The organism is Bradyrhizobium sp. WSM3983, assembly GCF_000473045.1.
Lineage (GTDB): Bacteria > Pseudomonadota > Alphaproteobacteria > Rhizobiales > Xanthobacteraceae > Bradyrhizobium.
Map to the genome: position 1 here is coordinate 159,254 of NZ_AXAY01000001.1, position 18,717 is coordinate 177,970.

18 protein-coding genes are annotated in these 18,717 nt (G+C 64.7%); 4 read left to right on the forward strand and 14 right to left on the reverse strand.

What is annotated here, in order from left to right; translation table 11 throughout:
* Nucleotides 1-97: 97 nt before the first annotated feature.
* Nucleotides 98-1,294: a CaiB/BaiF CoA-transferase family protein gene (locus YUA_RS0100745; protein WP_027528909.1), complete on the reverse strand. Its 1,197-nt coding sequence runs from the start codon at nt 1,292-1,294 to the stop codon at nt 98-100.
* A 185-nt stretch (nt 1,295-1,479) separates the two neighbouring features.
* Between YUA_RS0100745 and glgA the strand changes: the two genes are divergently transcribed.
* Nucleotides 1,480-2,895, forward strand: coding sequence for a glycogen synthase GlgA (glgA, locus tag YUA_RS0100750; protein WP_035970281.1), 1,416 nt, complete (start codon nt 1,480-1,482; stop codon nt 2,893-2,895).
* A 165-nt stretch (nt 2,896-3,060) separates the two neighbouring features.
* Here glgA and YUA_RS0100755 read toward each other — a convergent pair whose 3' ends face one another.
* Together YUA_RS0100755 and YUA_RS0100760 are read right to left on the reverse strand one after the other, a co-directional pair.
* Nucleotides 3,061-4,011 (reverse strand): oxygenase MpaB family protein, encoded by a 951-nt coding sequence (locus tag YUA_RS0100755; RefSeq protein ID WP_027528911.1) that lies wholly within the window; start codon nt 4,009-4,011, stop codon nt 3,061-3,063.
* Nucleotides 4,012-4,096: 85 nt separating this feature from the next.
* Complete coding sequence (locus tag YUA_RS0100760) at nt 4,097-5,233, reverse strand: patatin-like phospholipase family protein (protein WP_027528912.1); 1,137 nt, start codon at nt 5,231-5,233, stop codon at nt 4,097-4,099.
* A 201-nt stretch (nt 5,234-5,434) separates the two neighbouring features.
* Here YUA_RS0100760 and YUA_RS0100765 point away from each other — a divergent pair, with 201 nt between their 5' ends.
* The gene (locus YUA_RS0100765) at nt 5,435-6,322 is read left to right on the forward strand and encodes a LysR family transcriptional regulator (protein WP_027528913.1); all 888 of its coding nucleotides are present in this window, start codon (nt 5,435-5,437) and stop codon (nt 6,320-6,322) included.
* A 17-nt stretch (nt 6,323-6,339) separates the two neighbouring features.
* Here the strand turns inward: YUA_RS0100765 and YUA_RS0100770 are convergent, their stop codons facing one another.
* Entirely contained in the window at nt 6,340-7,056 is a 717-nt protein-coding gene (locus YUA_RS0100770) for a peroxiredoxin-like family protein (RefSeq protein ID WP_027528914.1), read from the reverse strand.
* 252 nt (nt 7,057-7,308) lie between these two features.
* On the opposite strand from YUA_RS0100770, the gene YUA_RS0100775 reads away from it, so the two are divergent.
* Together YUA_RS0100775 and YUA_RS0100780 are read left to right on the forward strand one after the other, a co-directional pair.
* The gene (locus YUA_RS0100775; protein WP_027528915.1) at nt 7,309-7,791 is read left to right on the forward strand and encodes a cupin domain-containing protein; all 483 of its coding nucleotides are present in this window, start codon (nt 7,309-7,311) and stop codon (nt 7,789-7,791) included.
* Nucleotides 7,792-7,895: 104 nt separating this feature from the next.
* Nucleotides 7,896-9,098, forward strand: coding sequence for an MFS transporter (locus YUA_RS0100780; RefSeq protein WP_027528916.1), 1,203 nt, complete (start codon nt 7,896-7,898; stop codon nt 9,096-9,098).
* Here the strand turns inward: YUA_RS0100780 and ccoS are convergent.
* The 10 genes from ccoS to YUA_RS0100830 form a co-directional block, all read right to left on the reverse strand.
* Nucleotides 9,095-9,265, reverse strand: coding sequence for a cbb3-type cytochrome oxidase assembly protein CcoS (gene ccoS / locus YUA_RS0100785; protein WP_027528917.1), 171 nt, complete (start codon nt 9,263-9,265; stop codon nt 9,095-9,097). The two genes, YUA_RS0100780 and ccoS, sit on opposite strands and share 4 nt — an antisense overlap.
* Complete coding sequence (locus YUA_RS0100790) at nt 9,265-11,454, reverse strand: cation-translocating P-type ATPase (protein ID WP_027528918.1); 2,190 nt, start codon at nt 11,452-11,454, stop codon at nt 9,265-9,267. Before YUA_RS0100790 ends, ccoS begins: the two co-directional genes overlap by 1 nt.
* Before the next feature lie 9 nt (nt 11,455-11,463).
* Nucleotides 11,464-11,949 (reverse strand): FixH family protein, encoded by a 486-nt coding sequence (locus YUA_RS0100795; RefSeq protein WP_027528919.1) that lies wholly within the window; start codon nt 11,947-11,949, stop codon nt 11,464-11,466.
* A 15-nt stretch (nt 11,950-11,964) separates the two neighbouring features.
* Nucleotides 11,965-13,431 carry a cytochrome c oxidase accessory protein CcoG gene (ccoG, locus tag YUA_RS0100800; RefSeq protein WP_027528920.1) on the reverse strand — a complete coding sequence of 489 codons (1,467 nt, stop codon included), beginning with the start codon at nt 13,429-13,431 and terminating at the stop codon, nt 11,965-11,967.
* Nucleotides 13,432-13,572: 141 nt separating this feature from the next.
* On the reverse strand, nt 13,573-14,445 hold the full coding sequence (gene ccoP, locus YUA_RS0100805; protein WP_027528921.1) for a cytochrome-c oxidase, cbb3-type subunit III: 873 nt from the start codon (nt 14,443-14,445) through the stop codon (nt 13,573-13,575).
* Between the two features lie 6 nt (nt 14,446-14,451).
* Nucleotides 14,452-14,616: a CcoQ/FixQ family Cbb3-type cytochrome c oxidase assembly chaperone gene (locus tag YUA_RS0100810; RefSeq protein WP_027528922.1), complete on the reverse strand. Its 165-nt coding sequence runs from the start codon at nt 14,614-14,616 to the stop codon at nt 14,452-14,454.
* A gap of 13 nt (nt 14,617-14,629) precedes the next feature.
* Nucleotides 14,630-15,364 carry a cytochrome-c oxidase, cbb3-type subunit II gene (gene ccoO, locus YUA_RS0100815; protein ID WP_027528923.1) on the reverse strand — a complete coding sequence of 245 codons (735 nt, stop codon included), beginning with the start codon at nt 15,362-15,364 and terminating at the stop codon, nt 14,630-14,632.
* Between the two features lie 10 nt (nt 15,365-15,374).
* Entirely contained in the window at nt 15,375-17,024 is a 1,650-nt protein-coding gene (ccoN, locus tag YUA_RS0100820; RefSeq protein ID WP_035970348.1) for a cytochrome-c oxidase, cbb3-type subunit I, read from the reverse strand.
* Between the two features lie 212 nt (nt 17,025-17,236).
* Nucleotides 17,237-17,662, reverse strand: coding sequence for an HPP family protein (locus YUA_RS0100825; protein WP_027528925.1), 426 nt, complete (start codon nt 17,660-17,662; stop codon nt 17,237-17,239).
* Nucleotides 17,663-17,698: 36 nt separating this feature from the next.
* On the reverse strand, nt 17,699-18,532 hold the full coding sequence (locus YUA_RS0100830; protein WP_027528926.1) for a universal stress protein: 834 nt from the start codon (nt 18,530-18,532) through the stop codon (nt 17,699-17,701).
* Nucleotides 18,533-18,717 lie beyond the last annotated feature (185 nt).

Below are 18,717 nucleotides of genomic sequence, written 5' to 3' on the forward strand. Positions count from 1 at the left end.
GCGGGGCGAGACAAACCTGGACTGTCTAGTTGACGCCGGCGGATGATGGCAAGCCAACCACGCGCAGGGCCGATTGCTTGCTGCACGACGCCGTTCGTCAGCCCTGCACGGCCGTTTTGCCTGACGGAATTGACGCGTCGTCGGAAAGGCCAACCTCATCGCGCAGTTCGCGCGTGTGCTCGCCGAGCACGGCCATGGTCTCGCCCGGCGTGGTGTCGGCGCCCGTCATCCGGAACGGCAGATTGAGCACCCGGAACGAGCCGCCTCCGTCTTCCACCGACGAGAGCGCCTGCCGGTGCGCGAGCTGCGGATCGGCCATGGCCTCTTTGATGGTGCGATAGGCCGAGGCCGGCACGCCGGCGGCGCTCAAGGCCACAAGACATGCATCGGTCGACAACTGCCGCGACCAGGCCTCGACGCCGTCCATCATGTCGGCCCAGTTCTCGCGCCGTGGAGCATAGGAGGCGAAGCGCGGATCGGAGATCCATTCGGGTCGACCGATCACACCCATCAAGGCCTGGAACGTCTTCTCGCTGGCGACCGTGATCATGACATAGCCGTTGGCCGTCTCGGTCGGCCCGAACATCGGGCGCGGCGGCGGCTTCACCGCGAATTGCGAGCTCTGCAGTTCGATCACCGTCAAGGTCAGCATCGACTCCAGCATGGAGACGTCGATGTGCTGGCCGAGCCCGGTCATGGTGCGCTGATAGAGCGCGGACGCGATCGCGCCAAAGCCGTAGGTGCCGGTGACGACATCAGCATGGTAGATGCCGCAATAGTCCGGACGGTTGCGGCCGGGCTGGTAGGCGAGATGCGCCATATCGTAGCCGGAGGCGGCATGGATCACCGGCGCGTAGGCCGGCAACTCGGCCGAGGGACCGGTCTGGCCGTAGCCCGAGATCGAACAGTAGATCAGCCTGGGATTGACCGGACGCAGGCTGTCGTAGTCGAGCCGCAGTCGGCGCATCACGCCCGGACGAAAATTCTCGACCAGGATGTCAGCGGTGGCGACCAGCCGGCGGACCGCCTCCTTGCCGTCCTCCGATTTGAGGTCGAGCACCGCGCTCTTCTTGCCGACATTGAGCTGGCCGAACACGGTGCTGCAGCCCTTGCGCAGCGGCGGCCGCGTCCGCATCGTCTCGCCGCCGTCGGTCTCGATCTTGATGACCTCAGCGCCCATGTCGGCCAGCATCCGCGCGCAATGGGGGCCGGCGATGGTGGTCGAAAAATCCAGGACCCTTAAGCCCGCGAAGGCCTTTGTCGTCGTGTCTTCGTGCTTATCTGGTAGCTGCATCCCCGGCCCGTCCCTTAAGGAACTATCGTTGTTCTCTCGTGTTGGTGCGCCGACCCTAGATGGCGGCGGCTGAGTAGGAAAGTCTTTACCGAACGAACGCGTCTCGTGGGCAGGCCGAGATTTCCAGGGGCAACTGGACCCGATCTTGCATAGCAGCAATCGGGATCGGAAGAGGGCAATCGTTCTTGAGGGTCTTGTTCGTTACCACAGAGATGGACGACTTCGTCCGCGTCGGCGGACTTGGTGCCGTTTCTGCTGCCCTCCCCCGAGCGCTCCGCCCCTTCGCCGATATCCGGATCATGCTGCCCGGCTATCGCGACATCATCGAACAGCTCACGCATATTCAGATCGTTGGCCGCTGCCCGGCATTTGCGGAGATGCCGGCCTGCTCGCTCGGCCGGGCCGCCACCAAGGACGGCCTGCCGGTCTATGTGCTGTTGTGCTCACAACTCTACGACCGCCCCGGCAATCCCTATGGCGACGAAGCCGGGCGCGACTGGCCCGACAACGACATCCGTTTCGCGCGCTTTGCCTCGGCTGCCGCTGAGCTTGCCATGGGCAAGCTGGACAAGAATTGGGCAGCAGACCTGATCCATGCCAATGATTGGCAAGCCGCGCTGGTGCCGGCCTACCTCGCCTGGCGCGGCGCCAAGCTGCCGTCGATCCTGACCATCCACAACCTCGCCTATCAGGGGCTCTTCCCGAAGGAGTCGCTGCGTCGAATTGGCGTCCCCGAAAGCTCCTTCCACATCGACGGCGTCGAGTTCTACGACCAGCTCTCCTTTCTCAAGGCAGGCCTCGTCTACGCCTCGCACCTCACCACCGTCAGCGGCACTTACGCGCGCGAGATCACCACCGAGGAATACGGCTGCGGCCTCGAAGGCCTGTTGCGCGTCCGCTCCGACGCATCCGAGCTCACCGGCATCCTCAACGGCATCGACGAGAGCTGGGACCCGCGCTCCTGCGCCCAGCTCGCACAACAATTCAGTGCCGGCGACTGGATCGGCAAGAAGGCCAATTCGGATTATGTGCGCAAGCAGTTTGGCCTCGCGGTCTCGCGCGGGCCGATGTTCGCGATCGTCGCACGCCTCGTGCACCAGAAGGGCATCGACCTCGTGCTGTCGGCGGCCGACGAGATCGTCGACGCCGGCGGGCAGATCGTGGTCACCGGCTCCGGCGAGCCGGCGCTCGAGCAGGCGCTGATCGACGCCCATCGCCGCCGGCCCGACGCCATCGGCGTCACCATCGGCTTCAACGACGCCCAGGCGCGGCGCATTTTTGCCGGCAGCGATTTCACATTGATGCCGTCGCGGTTCGAGCCGTGCGGGCTCAGCCAGATGTACGCCCAGCGTTTCGGCTCGCTACCGATCGGCCACCAGACCGGCGGCCTTGCCGAAACCATTACCGACGGCGAGACCGGCTTCCTGTTCTCAAAACCCTCGCATGAGTCTTTCCTCGGCGGCGTCCGCCGCGCCTTCGAAGCGTTCATGGCCCAGGACCAGCTCGACACCATGCGCCGCAGCGCCATGGGCCGCTCGTTCTCCTGGAGCATCTCGGCCGGCAGTTACAGCGTGCTGTATCGGAAGCTGGCGGCGGTGTGAGGCTGAGGCGCACGACACTCCATCTCTCGTCACCCTGAGGTGCTCGCCTCGAAGGGCGACGGCCCGGCTGCAACAGCGGGGCCGTGCATCCTTCGAGGCTCCCGGCGCGATGCATCTGCATCGCGCCACTCGCGCCTCAGGATGACGGATTAAGAGTGGAGCACCTCACCCCTTCCCACGCACGTCCATCTGCGACCGGCCGATCCAGGCGCGGTTGAGGCAGCGCGTCATCCAGTCCGGCTGCAGCTCGCCGCGTAGCCTGGCCTGCGCTTCCTGGTAAGGACCGACATAGCGCAGCCGGTCCGGCAATTTCGGATAGACACGCTTGATCCATCGCAGCGCGTTTTCGGCTGCCCTCTTGTCGCGCTCATCGAGCTCAAACCCAAAGCCTGCGCGCAGACGCTCCGGCAACAGGCTTGCCGTGAGCGCGCGATACCATCGCGGCGGTCGCAGCCACGGACGCGCACCGCCAAAGATCTGCGCGGCGATCTCGCGCGCCGCCGGACTGACGGTCAGCGTGTCCGACTGCGCCATCGCGGCGGTGTAAGTTGTGAAACCTGACCAGTCCGCCGGCAGATCATCGCCGGTCAGACCGAACAGCGCGCCAAACGTCCGGCTCTCGCTCCAGTAGCGCTCGCGCTCTTCGGCCGAGAGCGGCGGCAGAACCAGATCGTGCGCCATCAGCGCGGTCTCGACCAGCGTCGCATGAACCCAGCGCAGCGACGGGATGTCGTTGGCACAGTAGCGCGAGCCAGCTGCGAACGGACCGATCGTCTCCGGCATCAGGCCTGTGATCATCGAGTGGCGCCGGTGCAGCTGCCGCGACGACAGCATGGCCCGGTCGAGCGAGCCGTACACCATGGCGAACACGATGTCGAAGGTGCGATGGAAGCGGCCGATCGGATCGGCAAGGGTTTTGGAATGCTCGGCGATGGCCGCGGCGACCCAGGGGTGGGCGAGTTGAAGCAGCAGCGCACGGCCGGCGCCGAGAAAGATGACGGCCTCGCGATCGATCCGCCAGGTCACCGAGTCCGGACCGAACACGCCCGGGATCGGTCCGGCCGCACCAGCGCGGACCTGATCGAGAGCCAATTCCAGATCGTTGCCGGACACCACTTGCAGAGCCTTTTCGACTGCGGACCGGCGCCGACGATCCACAAGGCCTGTGGCAATTCCATGAAGCGAGCGGCGGCTTGTGGCGCTATTCCGCCGCCAGTGGCATCTCGTCCATTTGCTCATGCAGCACCACGCCCGACAACGGATCGAATTCGCCGACCCACGGCTTTCGCGCGAGCACGGACCTGGTGTGAGCGTAGCCCGCATTCCAGCGCCGCGTGATCCCCGACGGGCTGAAGTCGATGTCCTTGGTATGGGTCTCGCGCTCGAGCTGCGGCGCCAGCAACCGCACCACATGCATACGCGTCGAGCAGCCGTAGCCGATCAAATCTCTCACCGCGGGATCGTCGCGCTCGCTCTTGGGCAATCGTGCCGCAAGCTGGTTGATGACGTGGCGCAGGCGATGGGCCTGCTGCTGGCGGACGATCTGGCTGGCGATGCGGCTTGAATACTGCACGTCCTTGTGCCGGTTGAGCACCTCCGCCATCGTCGTCGGCTCGCCGCCGACGGGATTCCACAGATGCACGGAGAAGATCAGCGAGTCCCTGCGCGGATTGTCGTCGAACACGGCTTCTGTCGGCGTGTTCGATAGGATGCCGCCGTCCCAATACAGCTCGCCATCGATGCGCACCGCCGGGAAGGCCGGCGGCAGCGCGCCCGAAGCCATCACGTGCTTCACCGTCAGCTCGCCGTCGCGGCTGTCGAAATAGCGCATCTGGCTGGTGCCGACATGAGCCGCGCCGACCGTGAGTCGCGGCGCGCAGCGATTGGCCAGATCGAAATCGACCAGCTCGCGCAGCGTCGTCTCCAGTGGCGCGGTTGAATAGAATCCAGCGTGATCGGCGCCGAGTGGGTAGGACTCGCTGACATGTGCCAGCGGATTGGGCCGGAAGAAGCCGGCAACGCCGTGGGTGACGGTCGACCAATAGGCCAGCTTCTCGTTGAAGCCGGGAAAGATGCTGCCCGGACCCCAGACCGGTTTCTGCTCCATCCGCTTCCAGAATTCCCGCAAACGCGCGAGCCGGTGATCCGGCGCGTTGCCTGCAATGAGGCTTGCATTGATGGCGCCGATCGAGGTGCCGATCACCCAGTCCGGCTCGATGCCAGCCTCGTGCAGCGCCTGGTAGACGCCGGCCTGGTACGAGCCGAGCGCGCCGCCGCCTTGCAGCACGAGGACGACCTGACCCGGGAGGCCAATACCTTTGCCTTGCATGCCGTTCATGGTTCGCTCCTGGTGAGCCCGTACTGGTCGAATATACGTCGAACGCGGTGGTTATGTTACGCCTGATCGTTTTACGGGATTACGGGACCTTTTGAAATGCCGGCCGGCTTCCGAGTCCATACGTCCGCGCTATCGCGGGTGGGATGTCATTTCCGGCTCCGGTCGGCTAGATTTCGGGGCGATCTCGCTGGGAGCCGATCCATGGAAATGCACCAGGTCCGCTATTTCCTCGCGGTGGCGCAGCTGTTGAATTTCACGCGCGCGGCCGAGGAGTGCAACGTCACACAGCCCTCGCTGACGCGCGCGATCAAGCTGCTCGAGGCCGAGCTCGGCGGCGACCTGTTCCGCCGTGAACGGCCGGCCGCGCAATTGACCGAGCTCGGTCAGCGCATGCATCCGCTGCTGAAGCAGTGCTATGATGCCGCCGCCGGCGCACGCTCGCTTGCCTCCTCGTTCAAGAGCGGAGAGATCGGCGCGCTGCGCATCGCGCTGACGCATTCGATCGACCTGTCGCTGCTGATTCCGCATCTCAACGAGATCAGGCGGCAGTTCAATCGTCTCGAATTCCGCTTCCTGCGCGGGACCAGCCGCGAGGTCGGCGAATTCCTGAAGAAGGGCGAAGCCGAGCTCGGCATCGCCGCCGAGATCGACGAAGCCTGGGATCGGCTTGACACCTGGCCGCTGTTCACCGAAGCGTTCGACCTCGTCGTCAGCAGAGAGCACCGGCTCGCCGGCCACGACACGATCGAGCCAGACGATCTGCGCGCGGAGCAACTGCTCGGCCGCAGCTATTGCGAGCATTCCAGGCGCATCTCCGCAAGCTTGCGCGAGCAGGGCATCGATGTGGACCACGGCCACGAAATTTCGAGCGAGCGTGACCTGATCGAACTGGTGGAGGCTGATTTCGGCATCGCCATGATGCCGCGCACCTCGCCCGTGCCGGAGAGCCTGACACGCGCCACGGTCACCGGTCTCGACGCGCGCCGCACTGTCAGCCTCTATGGCGTCGCGGGCCGGCAGCGCACGGCGGTCGCCAATGCCGTGATGCGCATGCTGCGCGGCGCGGATTGGCGCATCGTTGTGGGGTAGTTGTCCCCGCGCGGAATTCACCGCTCCCGGCTCGCACTCTCCAGCGCCGCGAGCAGGTCATCGATCTCCATGCGCTTGCGGAAATCCGGATCGACGAAGCGGGCCCTCACGATCCCGTCGCGACCGACGACGAACACGGCCGGGATCGGCAGCATCCAGCCGTCATTGCCGTGAAACTTCGCCATGTCCTGGTACGACAGCAATTGCTGGATCTCCGTGCCAAGCCAGATCGCGAGGTTCAGCGACAGCGCATAGCCATTGTCGAGATCGGTCAGGATTGGAAACCGCGCGTCCGCATCGTCCTTGAGCTGTTCGGTGAACTCCTGGGTCTCGGGCATGATCGCGACGACCTGCGCGCCCATCGCCCGGATGCGCGCTTCGGCCTGGGCCACCGCCCGCATATTGAGGCGGCAATAGGGACACCAGTGTCCGCGAAAGAACATCACCGCGACCGGGCCCTGCTCCAGCAGCGCGGATAGCGCGACCAAACGCCCCGTCTCGTCGGGCAACATAAATGGCGGCATCGCGTCGCCCGGATGCGGCGCGGTCTCGCCGCCGCCATTGCCGTTCAATCGCACCACCAGGCGATCGACCGCCTCGCCATAGGCCGGAAAAACCTCGCGGCTGGCGTCGGCATAGGCGTGGAGCTGCTCGTTCAGGGTCCCTTCCATATCGCGGCAGCGCTGGAAGGCGAGCCTGAGACGTTCGGCGTCGGCTGGCGAAAGTGATGTCATCTCCGGCTCCGGCATCGAGTTTCCATTATTTTTGCCTTCGGCCCCTCGCGCAAGGGGTGACGGCCATCCAATGCCCGCTCCCGGTCAGACGGAAATGCCGATCCCCGATCGGTTCGATAGCCGCTGCGCATCAACATAGCGCGGGACTATCGCATCCAGAGCCAACCGGCATTTCAGGAAGGACGCGGTCTCGACCAGGCTCCTGCCATAGCCGGCAACCAGCGAAGTTGCGGCCAACACAGGAGACGTCTCATGTCCAAGCATCCCACATTGTCACGCCTGATCTGGCCGGGCCTCGCCATCGCCGGCACATTGACGCTTCTCGCGCAACCGGTGCTTGCGGGCGAATGCCCCGCCGACAAGATCAAGCCAAATGCGCAGCAGATGGTGGACTACAAGCCGGTCGGCGTCACCGACGTCACGCTCGGCGCGATCGACCTCGGCAAGCAGCCGGCGCATATCGAAGGCCGCGAGCTTCGCTTCCGCAAGCTGACCATCGAGCCCGGCGGCATCGTGCCCTGGCACAGCCACGACGATCGCCCCGCTTTGATCTTCGTGCAGCAGGGCGAGATCGTCGAATACTCCTCCAACTGCGTCGATCCGATCGTGCACAAGGCCGGCGACATCCGTCCGGAGGTGTTCGGCACTTCGCACTGGTGGAAGAACCGCGGCAAGGAGACGGTCATTCTCTATGTCGGCGACGTTCGCAGGGACCCGCACGACCACAACATGTAGCGAGCGGACCTGCCCCAGCGCACCCGTTACCGGATGCGGCGCTCGGTATTTCGTATACCGTCCAGCCTGCCGGGCGCCGCGTCCACCACAGGAGGAGCCGCATCATGGCTGACCTTTCCACGCGTGTCGGGACCGACGCGATCGCTCCGGATACGCATGCCGCACGAGTTGCGCTTCGTTCGCTCGTCATCGGCCTGACTGCCTTCCTGACCGTCGTCGACCTCTTCGCGACGCAGGCAATCCTCCCCTCGCTGACGCGTCATTACGGCGTCACGCCCGCGGCGATGGGCTTTGCGGTCAACGCCAGCACCTTCGGCATGGCCGTCGCAAGCCTCGTTGTCGGCTTGCTCAGCCCGCATATCAACCGCCGGACCGGAATCCTGCTCAGCCTCATGCTGCTGGCAATCCCGACGAGCCTGCTGGCGTCCGCGCCAAATCTCACCGTCTTCACCGCCTTGCGGGTCGCGCAAGGCCTGTGCATGGCATCCGCCTTCGCACTGACGCTCGCCCATCTTGGCGAGCAATGCGGCCCCTTGGACGCCGGTAGCGCGTTTGCCGCCTACATCACCGGAAACGTCGCCAGCAATCTGATCGGCCGGCTGATCTCCGCGGCGGTCGCCGACGGCCTTGGCCTCGCCTGGAACTTCTATTTCTTTGCCGCCCTTAATCTGGCCGGCGCCGTGCTCGTCCATTTCACCATCAAGCACGTGCAACCGATGCATGCGATGATGCCGCCGAGATCACCGCTGGCGGCCATGATCGCGCATTGGCGCGATCCGCGGCTGCGCGCCGCCTTCGGCATCGGCTTCTGCATCCTGTTCGCCTTCATCGGCACCTTCACGTTCGTCAATTTCGTTCTGGTTCGGCCGCCGCTGTCACTCGGCATGATGGACCTCGGCCTGGTCTACTTCGTCTTCCTGCCGTCGGTCGTCACGACGTTGCTGGCTGGTCGGGTCGCATCGCGCCTGGGAACACGTACGACGATATGGGCAGCGCTCGCGGTCGCCGGCGTCGGCTTGCCGCTGATGCTTTCGGCTCGTCTCGGCGAAGTGCTGACCGGAATGGTTCTGCTCGGCGTCGGAACCTTTTTCGCCCAAGCCGCGACCACCGGCTTCGTCGGCCAGACTGCGGACGACAACCGCGGCGTTGCCAGCGGCACCTATCTTGCGTGTTATTTCTGTGGCGGGCTGGTCGGTACGGCGGTGCTCGGACGTCTGTTCGACGCCTTCGGCTGGCATGCCTGTGTCACGGGGGTCGGGGTGGCGCTCGCCGCGGCTGCCCTGCTCACCTTCGCCTTGAAGCGCTAGCGCTTCGCCGGCGCTTCCCGCGGCGGCGGGTCGTCGTCGGCAATCGCCCGCCAGGCGGCGCCGTCGAGATCGTCGTATTGGCCGCTGCGGAGCGACCAGAGGAAGGCCGCGAGGCCGGCAAGGCCGAGCATCAGAGCGAGCGGCACCAAAATGACCAGGATCTCCATCACGCGATCTCCCGCGAGGCGCCGCGGGCGCGTAGCGAATTCAGCATCACCAGGATCGAGGATCCGCTCATGGCGGCCGCGGCAATCAGGGGCGTCACCACGCCGCTGATCGCGACCGGCACGGCCAGCACATTGTAACCGATTGCCAGCCAGACGTTCTGCCGCATCAGATGCAGCGCCTTGCGCGCGGAATCGATCGCGGTCACGACCGGCGCCAGCGGCCGGCCGAGGAAGACGAGATCGGCGGTGGCCTGGCTCAGATGCGCAGCCGAGATCGGCGACATCGAGACATGGGCTGCCGCGAGCGACGGCGCGTCGTTCATGCCGTCGCCGACCATCAGCACCTTTGTGCCGCGCCGCTTCAATTCCTCGATCCGCGCGATCTTGTCGGCCGGCGTGACGCCGGCGCGCCATTCGGCGATGCCCAGCGCATGGGCCGCCGCAATCACCGCGGGCTCCCGGTCGCCGGAGAGAATCTCGATGCCGATGTGACGATCCTTCAGCGCCGCGATCACGGCCTGCGCATCCGGACGCAGACCCTGACGCACCGAGAGGATGAACTTTTCGCTGCCCTTGCTGAAGGCTACGATAGAGGCGTCGGGATCGAGCGTGACGCTGCCGATCAACGCCTCAGCGCCGCAGAAAGACGGACGGCCGAGGCGGAACTCAACGCCATCGACCACAGCGCACACACCCTGCCCGGCTTCCTCGACCGCGCCCACGATCGGCGATCTTGCGTCCGCGGCCTGCGCGACCGCAGCGGCGACGGGATGATGGCTCGACAGCGCGAGGCGGCCGGCGAGTTGAAAAATATTGGCGGGGATATCGGCCGCATTGGTCACGTCGAGATCGGGCAGCGTCAGCGTTCCGGTCTTGTCGAAGATGACGTGGTCGGCTTCGGCGAGACGCTCGATGGCATCGCCGGAATTGAGCAGCACACCCGCTTTGAACATCGCGCCCGAAGCCACCGTCTGCACGGTGGGGATCGCGAGCCCGAGTGCGCAGGGACAGGTGATGATCAGAACCGCAACGCCGGTGACGATCGCATCGTGCCAAGTCGCGCCCGCGATGACCCAGCCCAGAATGGTGACCAGCGCGGTCGCATGCACCACCGGCGCATAGAGCCGCGAGGCGCGATCGGCGAGCCGCACGTAGCGCGAGCGGGCCTGCAGAGCGTTGTCGAGGAGACGGGTGATCTCGGCCAGCAGCGTTGCCTCCGACGCGGCCGAGACCCGCACCCGCAGCGTGCCGGAGATGTTCATCGAGCCCGCATAGACCGGCGTGCCCTGCTCGGCCGTGACATAGAGCGTCTCGCCCGTGATCAGGCTCTGGTCGATATCGGAACGCCCCTCGATCACGGTGCCGTCGACAGCGCAGCGCTCGCCGGGCCGCAGCAGCACGATGTCGCCGGGATGGATCGCGGCGACCGGCACCTGCGAGATCTCATCAGGCCCGACGAATTTTGCCGCGGTCTCCGCCTTGAGCGCCGCGAGATTGCCGGCGACCGCGCGGGTCCGCCGCCGCATGTTCTGGTCGAGGAAACGGCCGACCAGCAGGAACGTGAGCAGCATGATCGCGGCGTCGAAATAAGCGTGCTCGGCGTGATGGATGGTCTCGACCACGGACATGCCGAGCGCGAGACACACGCCGATCGAGATCGGCACATCCATGTTTGTCGTCTTGTTCGACAGCGCGCGCCAGGCCGAGCGGAAGAACGGCTGGCCGGCATAGGCTGCCGCCGGAAGCGCGATCAGCGCCGACAGCCAGTGGAAGAAGTCGCGCTGCTCGGGCAGCATGTCCGAGACATTGCCCGACCACACCGGGATCGACAGCATCATCACGTTCATGGTGGCGAACGCAGCGACGCCGAGGCAGCGCAGCAGGAAGCGCGATTCCGCGACCTCGGTCGCCTCCGCACTCTCGGTCTCGTAAGGATAGGCCTTGTAGCCGAGCTCCTCGAGCCGATCGATGAGGCTGATAGGATCGAGCGCACCCTCTTTCCATTCCAGCGCGACGCGGCGGTCGGTGAGATTCACGCGCGCCAGCGTGACATCGGGGATGGCGGAGAGACCGCGCTCGATCTTGGCCATGCAGCCGGCACAGTGAACGCCCTCGACCGCGAGATCGATGTGCTGCAGGCCCGCACCCGCGGCGCGGACGTAGTGGGAGAAATCGCGCGTCACCTGCATGGGAGACCTTCAGTTCAGGATCACACGGTTGCGCGACAGGAATACGCGCTCACCCTTGGCATCGCCCTCGATGACGAGATCCCACTGGCCCGGCGCGACGGACGCGGCATTGCCACGATAGATGCCGATGCCGGCCTCTGCGAGCTCGATCGCGAGGTCGGCGCGCTTGTCGGTCGGCCGCTCCAGGCGGCCTGCGAATTTCAATCCGGTCACCGGCTGGCCCGCCGCGTCGCGCGCCTCGACCTGAAGCACGGCATTGCCATCGGCGCGCCGCTCGATATGCGCACTGACCTTCCATTTGCGCGTGGCCTGGTCCTGCGCCGCCGAGATCTCGCGGTCGTAGGCAAGGCCCGCGGCATAGGGGCTGTCGACGTCGGTGCCCGGCAGCGTTGCGATCGCGAGCTTCATCATGGTGACGTTGACGCCAATCACGATACCGAAGAAGGCGACCAGCATCAGGAACACCTTTGTTCCGGTCAGCGGCTTGATGGCCATGGCGGTCTCCTGATCTTACGGCGCGACGAAATTATCGGTGGTGGTGGCGACCTCACCGAGCCCGATGTCGGTGACATGGAAACGCACCGGGATCGACTTCTCCGGATTGCTGTCGGCAGGCGCCGTGACGAGCAGGCGCAGTTCGCTGGTGCTATCGCGCGGGATCACGATCATCGGCCGGTCCGGCGTCACGGAATCCGCGCCGACGACATGCGTGGTCAGATTGACCGGGCCGTCTGCGTCGATCGCGACGACGCGGTCGTAGCCGCTCTTGTTGAGCAGCCGCACCGTATAGGCGTTGCGGATCGAGCCGTCGCTGAGCTTGACCGCGACCGGGTTGCGGTCGTGCAGCACGTTGACGTCGAGCAGACTGCGGGTCGCCAGCGTGTAGAGCATGATGCCACCGACGGCTGCGATGATCGCACTGTAGGCGACGGTGCGGGCGCGGACGATGCGATAGATCGGCGCTTTGCCTTCCTGGCGGCGCTGGATGTTGATGTCGTTGTCATAGCCGATCAGCCGCTTCGGCCGGCCGATCTTGGTCATGACGTTGTCGCAGGCGTCGATGCAGAGCCCGCACTGGATGCATTCGAGCTGCGATCCGTTGCGAATGTCGATGCCGGTCGGACAGACCGCGACGCATTGATAGCAGTCGACGCAGTCGCCGACATGTTCGCCGAGCGCGCGCAGCTCAGCGGCCTTCTTCACCGAAGTGCGCTTCTCGCCGCGGTCATAGCGATAGGTGACGTTGAGCGCCCATTCGTCGGTGAGCGCCGCCTGGATGCGCGGCCAGGGACACATATAGGTGCAGACCTGCTCGCGCATGAAGCCGGCGAGCACATAGGTGGTCGCCGTCAGGATGCCGATCCAGATATAGGCGATCATCGGCGCCTGGAAGGTCAGAAGCTCCTTCACCAGCGTCGGCGCATCGTTGAAATAGAGCACCCAGGCGCCGCCGGTCCACCACGCGATCATCAGCCAGATCGAATGCTTCAGGGCGATCTCGGAGACGCGCTTGAGCGTCAGCGCGCCGCCCGACTTGTCCTTGCGCATCCGCTCGCGGCGGTCGCCTTCGACGAAGCGTTCGACGGCGTAGAACAAATCGGTCCAGACCGTCTGCGGGCAGAGGTAACCGCACCAGATGCGGCCGCCGACCGAGTTCATCAGGAACAAGGCCACCGCAGCGACGATCAGCAGACCGGTGAAATAGTAGATCTCCTGCGGCCACAGCTCGATGAAGAAGAAATAGAAGCGGCTGTTGGGAAGATCGATCAGCACCGCCTGGCTGGGCGCGCCAAGGCCGCGGTTCCAGCGCACGAAGGGCAGGAAGTAGTAGACGCCGAGGCAGAACGCCATCAGGCCCCATTTGATCCGGCGGAAGGTGCCGGAGATGCTCTGGGGATACACCTTCTTCTGGGCCACATAGAGCGGCCCGTTATCGTCGTCCGATGTGAGCTCGTTCGTGTTCACGGTCTTGTTCATCGCGTTAGAACTTCTCGAAAGGTGCGATTAAACCTAGACCCGACGCCGCCGCGTCGATTGATCCAGCTCAAGCGGGGGCAGTTTTGTTTGGAGGTGCGTTGCCGTCGATCGAACTCCATTCGACTTCAATCCCTCGCCGCTCTACTTGCCACCGCCCAGTGAGTGGACGTAGACCGCCATGGCCTTGATGGTCGAAGGATCGAGCCGCCCTTCCCAGGCCGGCATGACGCCGGCGCGGCCCTGGCTGATGGTCTCGATCAGGGTCGCCTCGTCCGAGCCGTAAAGCCAGATCTTGTCGGTCAAATTGGCGGCGCCGAGCTCCTGATTGCCCTTGCCGCCGTCGGCGTGACAGGCGGCGCAATTGTCCGCAAAGATCTTCTCGCCCTTGGCGGCGTCATAACCTTTCCGGGTCGAGAGGCCAGACAGCGAGCGCACGTAATTGGCAACCGTGACGATCTCGTCGCCCTTCAGCACGCCGTCCTTGCCAAAGGCCAGCATCTGGCCCTCATGCGTCTTGGCGTGGCCAGAGCGTGCGCCGAACTGGATGGTCTGCAAGATCTGGTCGAGCGTGCCGCCCCACAGCCAGTCGTCGTCGTTCAGGTTCGGAAAGCCCTTGGCGCCGGCCGCGCCGGAGCCGTGGCACGGCGCGCAATTGTCGCCGAACACGGTCTTGCCCTTGGCGCGGGCGAGCGCCAGCAGGGCAGGATCTTTCTCGATGTCGGCGAGCGAGGCCGCGCCCAGCGCCGCCATCTTGTCACCCCGGATCTTGTCGAGATTGGCAAGTTCGAGCGCGACGTCGGCGCGCGACGAGTAGCCGAACAGGCCCGTCGTATTGCTGGAGATCAGCGGCCAGGCCGGATAGACGATCCAGTAGCCGATCGCCCAGACGATGGTGAGGTAGAAGCAGATCACCCACCAGCGCGGCAGCGGCGTGTTGAGCTCCTTGATGCCGTCCCACTCGTGTCCGGTCGTGGCCCTGCCGGTGACGGAATCGATTTCGCTATGATCGGTCATGATCTCTTACTCCTCCCGCAGCGGCAGGCTGGCCGCTTCGTCGAACGCGGCCTTGTTGCGGGGCCAAAACGCGTAGGCGATGATCGCGAGAAAGATCGCGACGAACACCGGCGTCCAGATTGTGGTCACGAGACCGGACGCGAGATTGTCGAGTGTCAGGATGGCTTTCATCGGTGATGCCTTCTCAGCGAAGATTGGCTTTCTCGTTGTAGAGCTTGAAGTCGACCAGCGTGCCGAGCATCTGCAGGTACGCGATCAGCGCGTCCATCTCGGTCGGCGTTCCGGTCTTGCCATCGAAATTGCGCACGACGGCCTTGGCGTAGCGCTTGGTGAATGCGTCGGTGCCGGCATTGTCCGGATCGGCCTGGGCCTTCATGTCGGCGGCCGCGCTGGCGATCTGGTCGTCGGTATAGGGAACGCCGACGGTCCGCAGCGTGCGCATATGGTCGGCGATCGTGTCCGGATCGACCTCGGTACGGGCCAGGAAGGGATAGCCCGGCATCACCGATTGCGGCACGATCGCGCGCGGGTTGGTCAGATGGGTGACGTGCCAGTCGTCGGAATACTTTGCGCCGACGCGGGCGAGATCGGGACCGGTGCGCTTCGAGCCCCACTGGAACGGATGGTCGAACATGCTCTCGGCGGCGAGCGAGAAGTGGCCGTAACGCTCGACCTCGTCGCGCAAGGGACGGATCATCTGCGAATGGCAGAGATAGCAGCCTTCGCGGACGTAGATATTGCGGCCGGCGAGCTCCAGCGGCGTATAGGGCCTGACGCCGTCGACCACCTCGATCGTGCTCTTGAGGTAGAACAGCGGCGTGATCTCGACGAGACCACCGATCGCGATCACCAGCAAAATGCCGACGACCAGGATGATCGAGTTCTTTTCGAAGATTTGGTGGCGTGTCCAGAACGACATGGGAAGCTCCTCATTCCGCCGGCTGAAGAGCGACGGGCATCTGGACTTCCTGCTCGCCGACGCGAACGGTCATCCAGAGGTTAAAGGCCATGATCAGCGCGCCGATCAGGAACAGAGCACCGCCGGCGGCGCGGATGACGTAGAAGGGATGCATCGCCTCGACGGTCTCGATGAAGGAATATTCGAGGAAGCCGAGCGAGGTGTAGGCGCGCCACATCAGGCCCTGGAGGATGCCCGACACCCACATCGCCGAGATGTAGAGAACGATGCCGAGGGTAGCGATCCAGAAGTGCCAGTTGACGAGCTTCAGGCTGTAGAGCCCCTTGCGATTCCACACCCACGGCACCAGGCAGTACAGCGCGCCGAAGGAAACGAAGCCGACCCAGCCGAGCGCGCCGGAATGCACGTGGCCGATGGTCCAGTCGGTGTAGTGGCTGAGCGAATTGACCACCTTGATCGACATCATCGGCCCCTCGAAGGTCGACATGCCGTAGAAGGCAACGGAGACGACGAGCATGCGCAGCACGGGATCGGTGCGCAGCTTGTCCCAGGCGCCGGACAGCGTCATCAGGCCGTTGATCATGCCGCCCCAGGAGGGCATCCACAGCATGATCGAGAAGGTCATGCCGAGCGTCTGCGTCCAGTCGGGCAGCGCCGTGTAGTGCAGATGGTGCGGGCCGGCCCAGATGTAGAGGAAGATCAGCGCCCAGAAATGGATGATCGACAGCCGGTAGGAATAAATCGGCCGTTCTGCGCGCTTCGGAATGAAGTAGTACATGATGGCAAGGAAGCCGGCGGTCAGGAAGAAGCCGACCGCGTTATGGCCGTACCACCATTGGAACATGGCATCCTGGATGCCGCCCCAGGCGATGTAGGATTTCGAGCCGAAGAACGACACCGGCAGCGCGGGATTGTTGCCGAGATGCAGAACCGCGATCGTCACGATGAAGGCGAGATAGAACCAGTTCGCGACGAAGATGTGCGGTTCCCTGCGCTTGATGATGGTGCCGAGGAAGACCAGCAGATAGGTGACCCAGACGATGGTCAGCCAGAGGTCGGCGTACCATTCCGGCTCGGCATATTCCTTCGACTGCGTGACGCCGAGCAGATAGCCGGTGCCGGCGATCAGTATGAAATAATTGTAGCCGAGCACGACGAACCAGGGCGCGAGATCGCCGGCAAGCCGCGCGCGGCAGGACTTCTGCACGACATAGAAGGACGTCGCGATCAAAACGTTACCGCCGAAGGCGAAGATCACCGCGGAGGTGTGCAGCGGCCGCAGCCGGCCGAATTGAATCCAGGGCAGGTCGAAGTTCAGCGCGGGCCAGGCCAGCTGCGAGGCGATGATGAGCCCGACCAGGAAGCCCGCGATGCCCCAGAACATCGCCATAAAGGAGGAGAACTTGATCGGGCCCATGTTGTAGTTGGGACGACCATTGATCTCCGCGGGCGGCAGCGCCGCCGGGCGATCGTAGTAGCGGTTGATGATGAAGAACACTACGGCCAGGCTCGCCGCCGCGCTCAGCCCGGCGTGGAATGCGAACGGCGCGTCGAGCGCCTTGGCCGAGGCGATCAGGCACAGGAAGGCAGCGACCGCGAAGATGAGCGCCAGGCCGCTTTCACCTGTTGTCATGGTCTTGGAGATGGAGGGCTGGGGCATCGCGGATTCTCTCTGAAAGAACACGCCGCCAGAAACCACATTCACCCTCGCGAGGAATTGATTGAAATCAAGATAGATGGATTTCTGTCCATGTGAGGCTGCTGCCGATCGGCAGGCGATATCAATCGCTTGGGCGCAGTGCCAACCGCGCGACGCGTCGCCGCCTCCGTGAAATCACGGAGCCAGGGCGCACAGAATTCAAGGAAGATTCGTCAGTCGCTCGCGGTCGCCTTGAGCGCGGCGATGACGTCCTCGCGTGCGACGATTCCGACCAGCTTCTGGGCCCTGTCGAGCACGATGATGCTCCGGATGCGGTGCTCGACCATGATCTGGAGCACGCGTGTCAGTCGCGTGTCGGGGCTGACATAGATGAACTCCGGCGTCATGACGTCGCCGACCTTGCGGCTCATCAGGTCGTGATAGCGCGGCAGCATCTGGCTCGGCGTGAAGGCAAAGCACTTCAGGATGTCGAATTTGGTGACGATGCCGACGACGTACCCGTCGTCCGCGACAGGATAGGAGTTGAAATCGTCCTGCTCGAACATCTCGCTGAGCGCGAGCAAGTCGAGGTCGCGCGTCACCGTCCTGACGCCGCGCGTCATGTAGTCGTCGACGGTCTGCTCAAGGAATTTGTACACGGCGCGTCCTCATCGATTCATTGTCTTGCCGGGCCCTCAGTGCGACAGCAGCACGCAGCGGGCGGTTTGCGTGACCAGGTATTGGGTGACGCCGCCGAGGATCAGCTCGCGGAAGCGGGAATGACCGTAGGCGCCGGCGACGATCAGGCCGGCGCCGACATCGCCGGCAACCCTCTCCAATTGCGCGGCGGCGGTCTCACTGCCCGTGGCTTCCGCCGCGCGCGCCGTCGCGGTGACGCCGTGGCGGGCAAGCCAGGCAGCCACGTCGCTGACATGTGCCATAACGGCCGAACGGTCGTCATCCACTTCCGGGATCTCGACGATGGCGACGTCCTTCGCCTTGCGCAGCATCGGCAGTGCGTCGGCCACGGCCCGCCGCGCCTCCGGCGTGTCCTTCCAGGCCACCAGCACGCTGCGCAGATCGAGCCAGTTGATCCGATCAGGCACGACCAGAAGCGGCCGGCCAATCTGCATCACCAAATCCCTGGAGCTTACCAGCGAAAAGGCATCGGAGAAGGCCGGGCTCTGCCCGCCGCTGACGACGATGTCGGCGCAACGCGCCTGCGCCAAGACGAATCGCGCCGGAAAATCCGTGGCGCCGCGCCATTCAACGCGCCCGCCGCGAGTCCTGGTCGCGCCGCGGAATTCCGCCTCCAGATCGGCGAGGCACCGCTTGACGGAGGCCTCCTCCTGATCAATCAGGCGCTGAGCCGCGGCACCATCGGTGAAATAAAGCGGCGGGGCGAACTTCGCGGCGGCGACCCCGACAAGTGCGGCCTCGAATCGTTCGGCAAGCTCACCCGCGACCTGAAGGCGCGCATTGTTGGGCTGATTCAGCGCCAGGCTGACCATCACGGTCATGTATGTCATCGGAAGCCTCCAGTGCATTCTCTTTGACCAAAATGTACGCCCGCCCTTCATTCCTGGAGATGAGATAGATCAAGAGCGCGCCAATGCCCCGCCCTCCGGCCGGCGACGGAACTTGCCTCCGGCCCGGGCTTGGGCGACATTGCGGCAGCGGTAATGGCGTCAGGGGCCACCGCGTCAGGATTTTA

What these genes read in the sequence shown, in the direction of transcription:
- YUA_RS0100745 (WP_027528909.1), bottom strand. Translation starts at nt 1,294, where the DNA reads ATGCAGCTACCAGATAAGCACGAAGACACGACGACAAAGGCCTTCGCG.
- YUA_RS0100760 (WP_027528912.1), bottom strand. Translation starts at nt 5,233, where the DNA reads ATGAACGGCATGCAAGGCAAAGGTATTGGCCTCCCGGGTCAGGTCGTC.
- YUA_RS0100765 (WP_027528913.1), top strand. Translation starts at nt 5,435, where the DNA reads ATGGAAATGCACCAGGTCCGCTATTTCCTCGCGGTGGCGCAGCTGTTG.
- YUA_RS0100770 (WP_027528914.1), bottom strand. Translation starts at nt 7,056, where the DNA reads ATGACATCACTTTCGCCAGCCGACGCCGAACGTCTCAGGCTCGCCTTC.
- YUA_RS0100775 (WP_027528915.1), top strand. Translation starts at nt 7,309, where the DNA reads ATGTCCAAGCATCCCACATTGTCACGCCTGATCTGGCCGGGCCTCGCC.
- YUA_RS0100780 (WP_027528916.1), top strand. Translation starts at nt 7,896, where the DNA reads ATGGCTGACCTTTCCACGCGTGTCGGGACCGACGCGATCGCTCCGGAT.
- ccoS (WP_027528917.1), bottom strand. Translation starts at nt 9,265, where the DNA reads ATGGAGATCCTGGTCATTTTGGTGCCGCTCGCTCTGATGCTCGGCCTT.
- YUA_RS0100790 (WP_027528918.1), bottom strand. Translation starts at nt 11,454, where the DNA reads ATGCAGGTGACGCGCGATTTCTCCCACTACGTCCGCGCCGCGGGTGCG.
- YUA_RS0100795 (WP_027528919.1), bottom strand. Translation starts at nt 11,949, where the DNA reads ATGGCCATCAAGCCGCTGACCGGAACAAAGGTGTTCCTGATGCTGGTC.
- ccoG (WP_027528920.1), bottom strand. Translation starts at nt 13,431, where the DNA reads ATGAACAAGACCGTGAACACGAACGAGCTCACATCGGACGACGATAAC.
- ccoP (WP_027528921.1), bottom strand. Translation starts at nt 14,445, where the DNA reads ATGACCGATCATAGCGAAATCGATTCCGTCACCGGCAGGGCCACGACC.
- YUA_RS0100810 (WP_027528922.1), bottom strand. Translation starts at nt 14,616, where the DNA reads ATGAAAGCCATCCTGACACTCGACAATCTCGCGTCCGGTCTCGTGACC.
- ccoO (WP_027528923.1), bottom strand. Translation starts at nt 15,364, where the DNA reads ATGTCGTTCTGGACACGCCACCAAATCTTCGAAAAGAACTCGATCATC.
- ccoN (WP_035970348.1), bottom strand. Translation starts at nt 17,024, where the DNA reads ATGCCCCAGCCCTCCATCTCCAAGACCATGACAACAGGTGAAAGCGGC.
- YUA_RS0100830 (WP_027528926.1), bottom strand. Translation starts at nt 18,532, where the DNA reads ATGACATACATGACCGTGATGGTCAGCCTGGCGCTGAATCAGCCCAAC.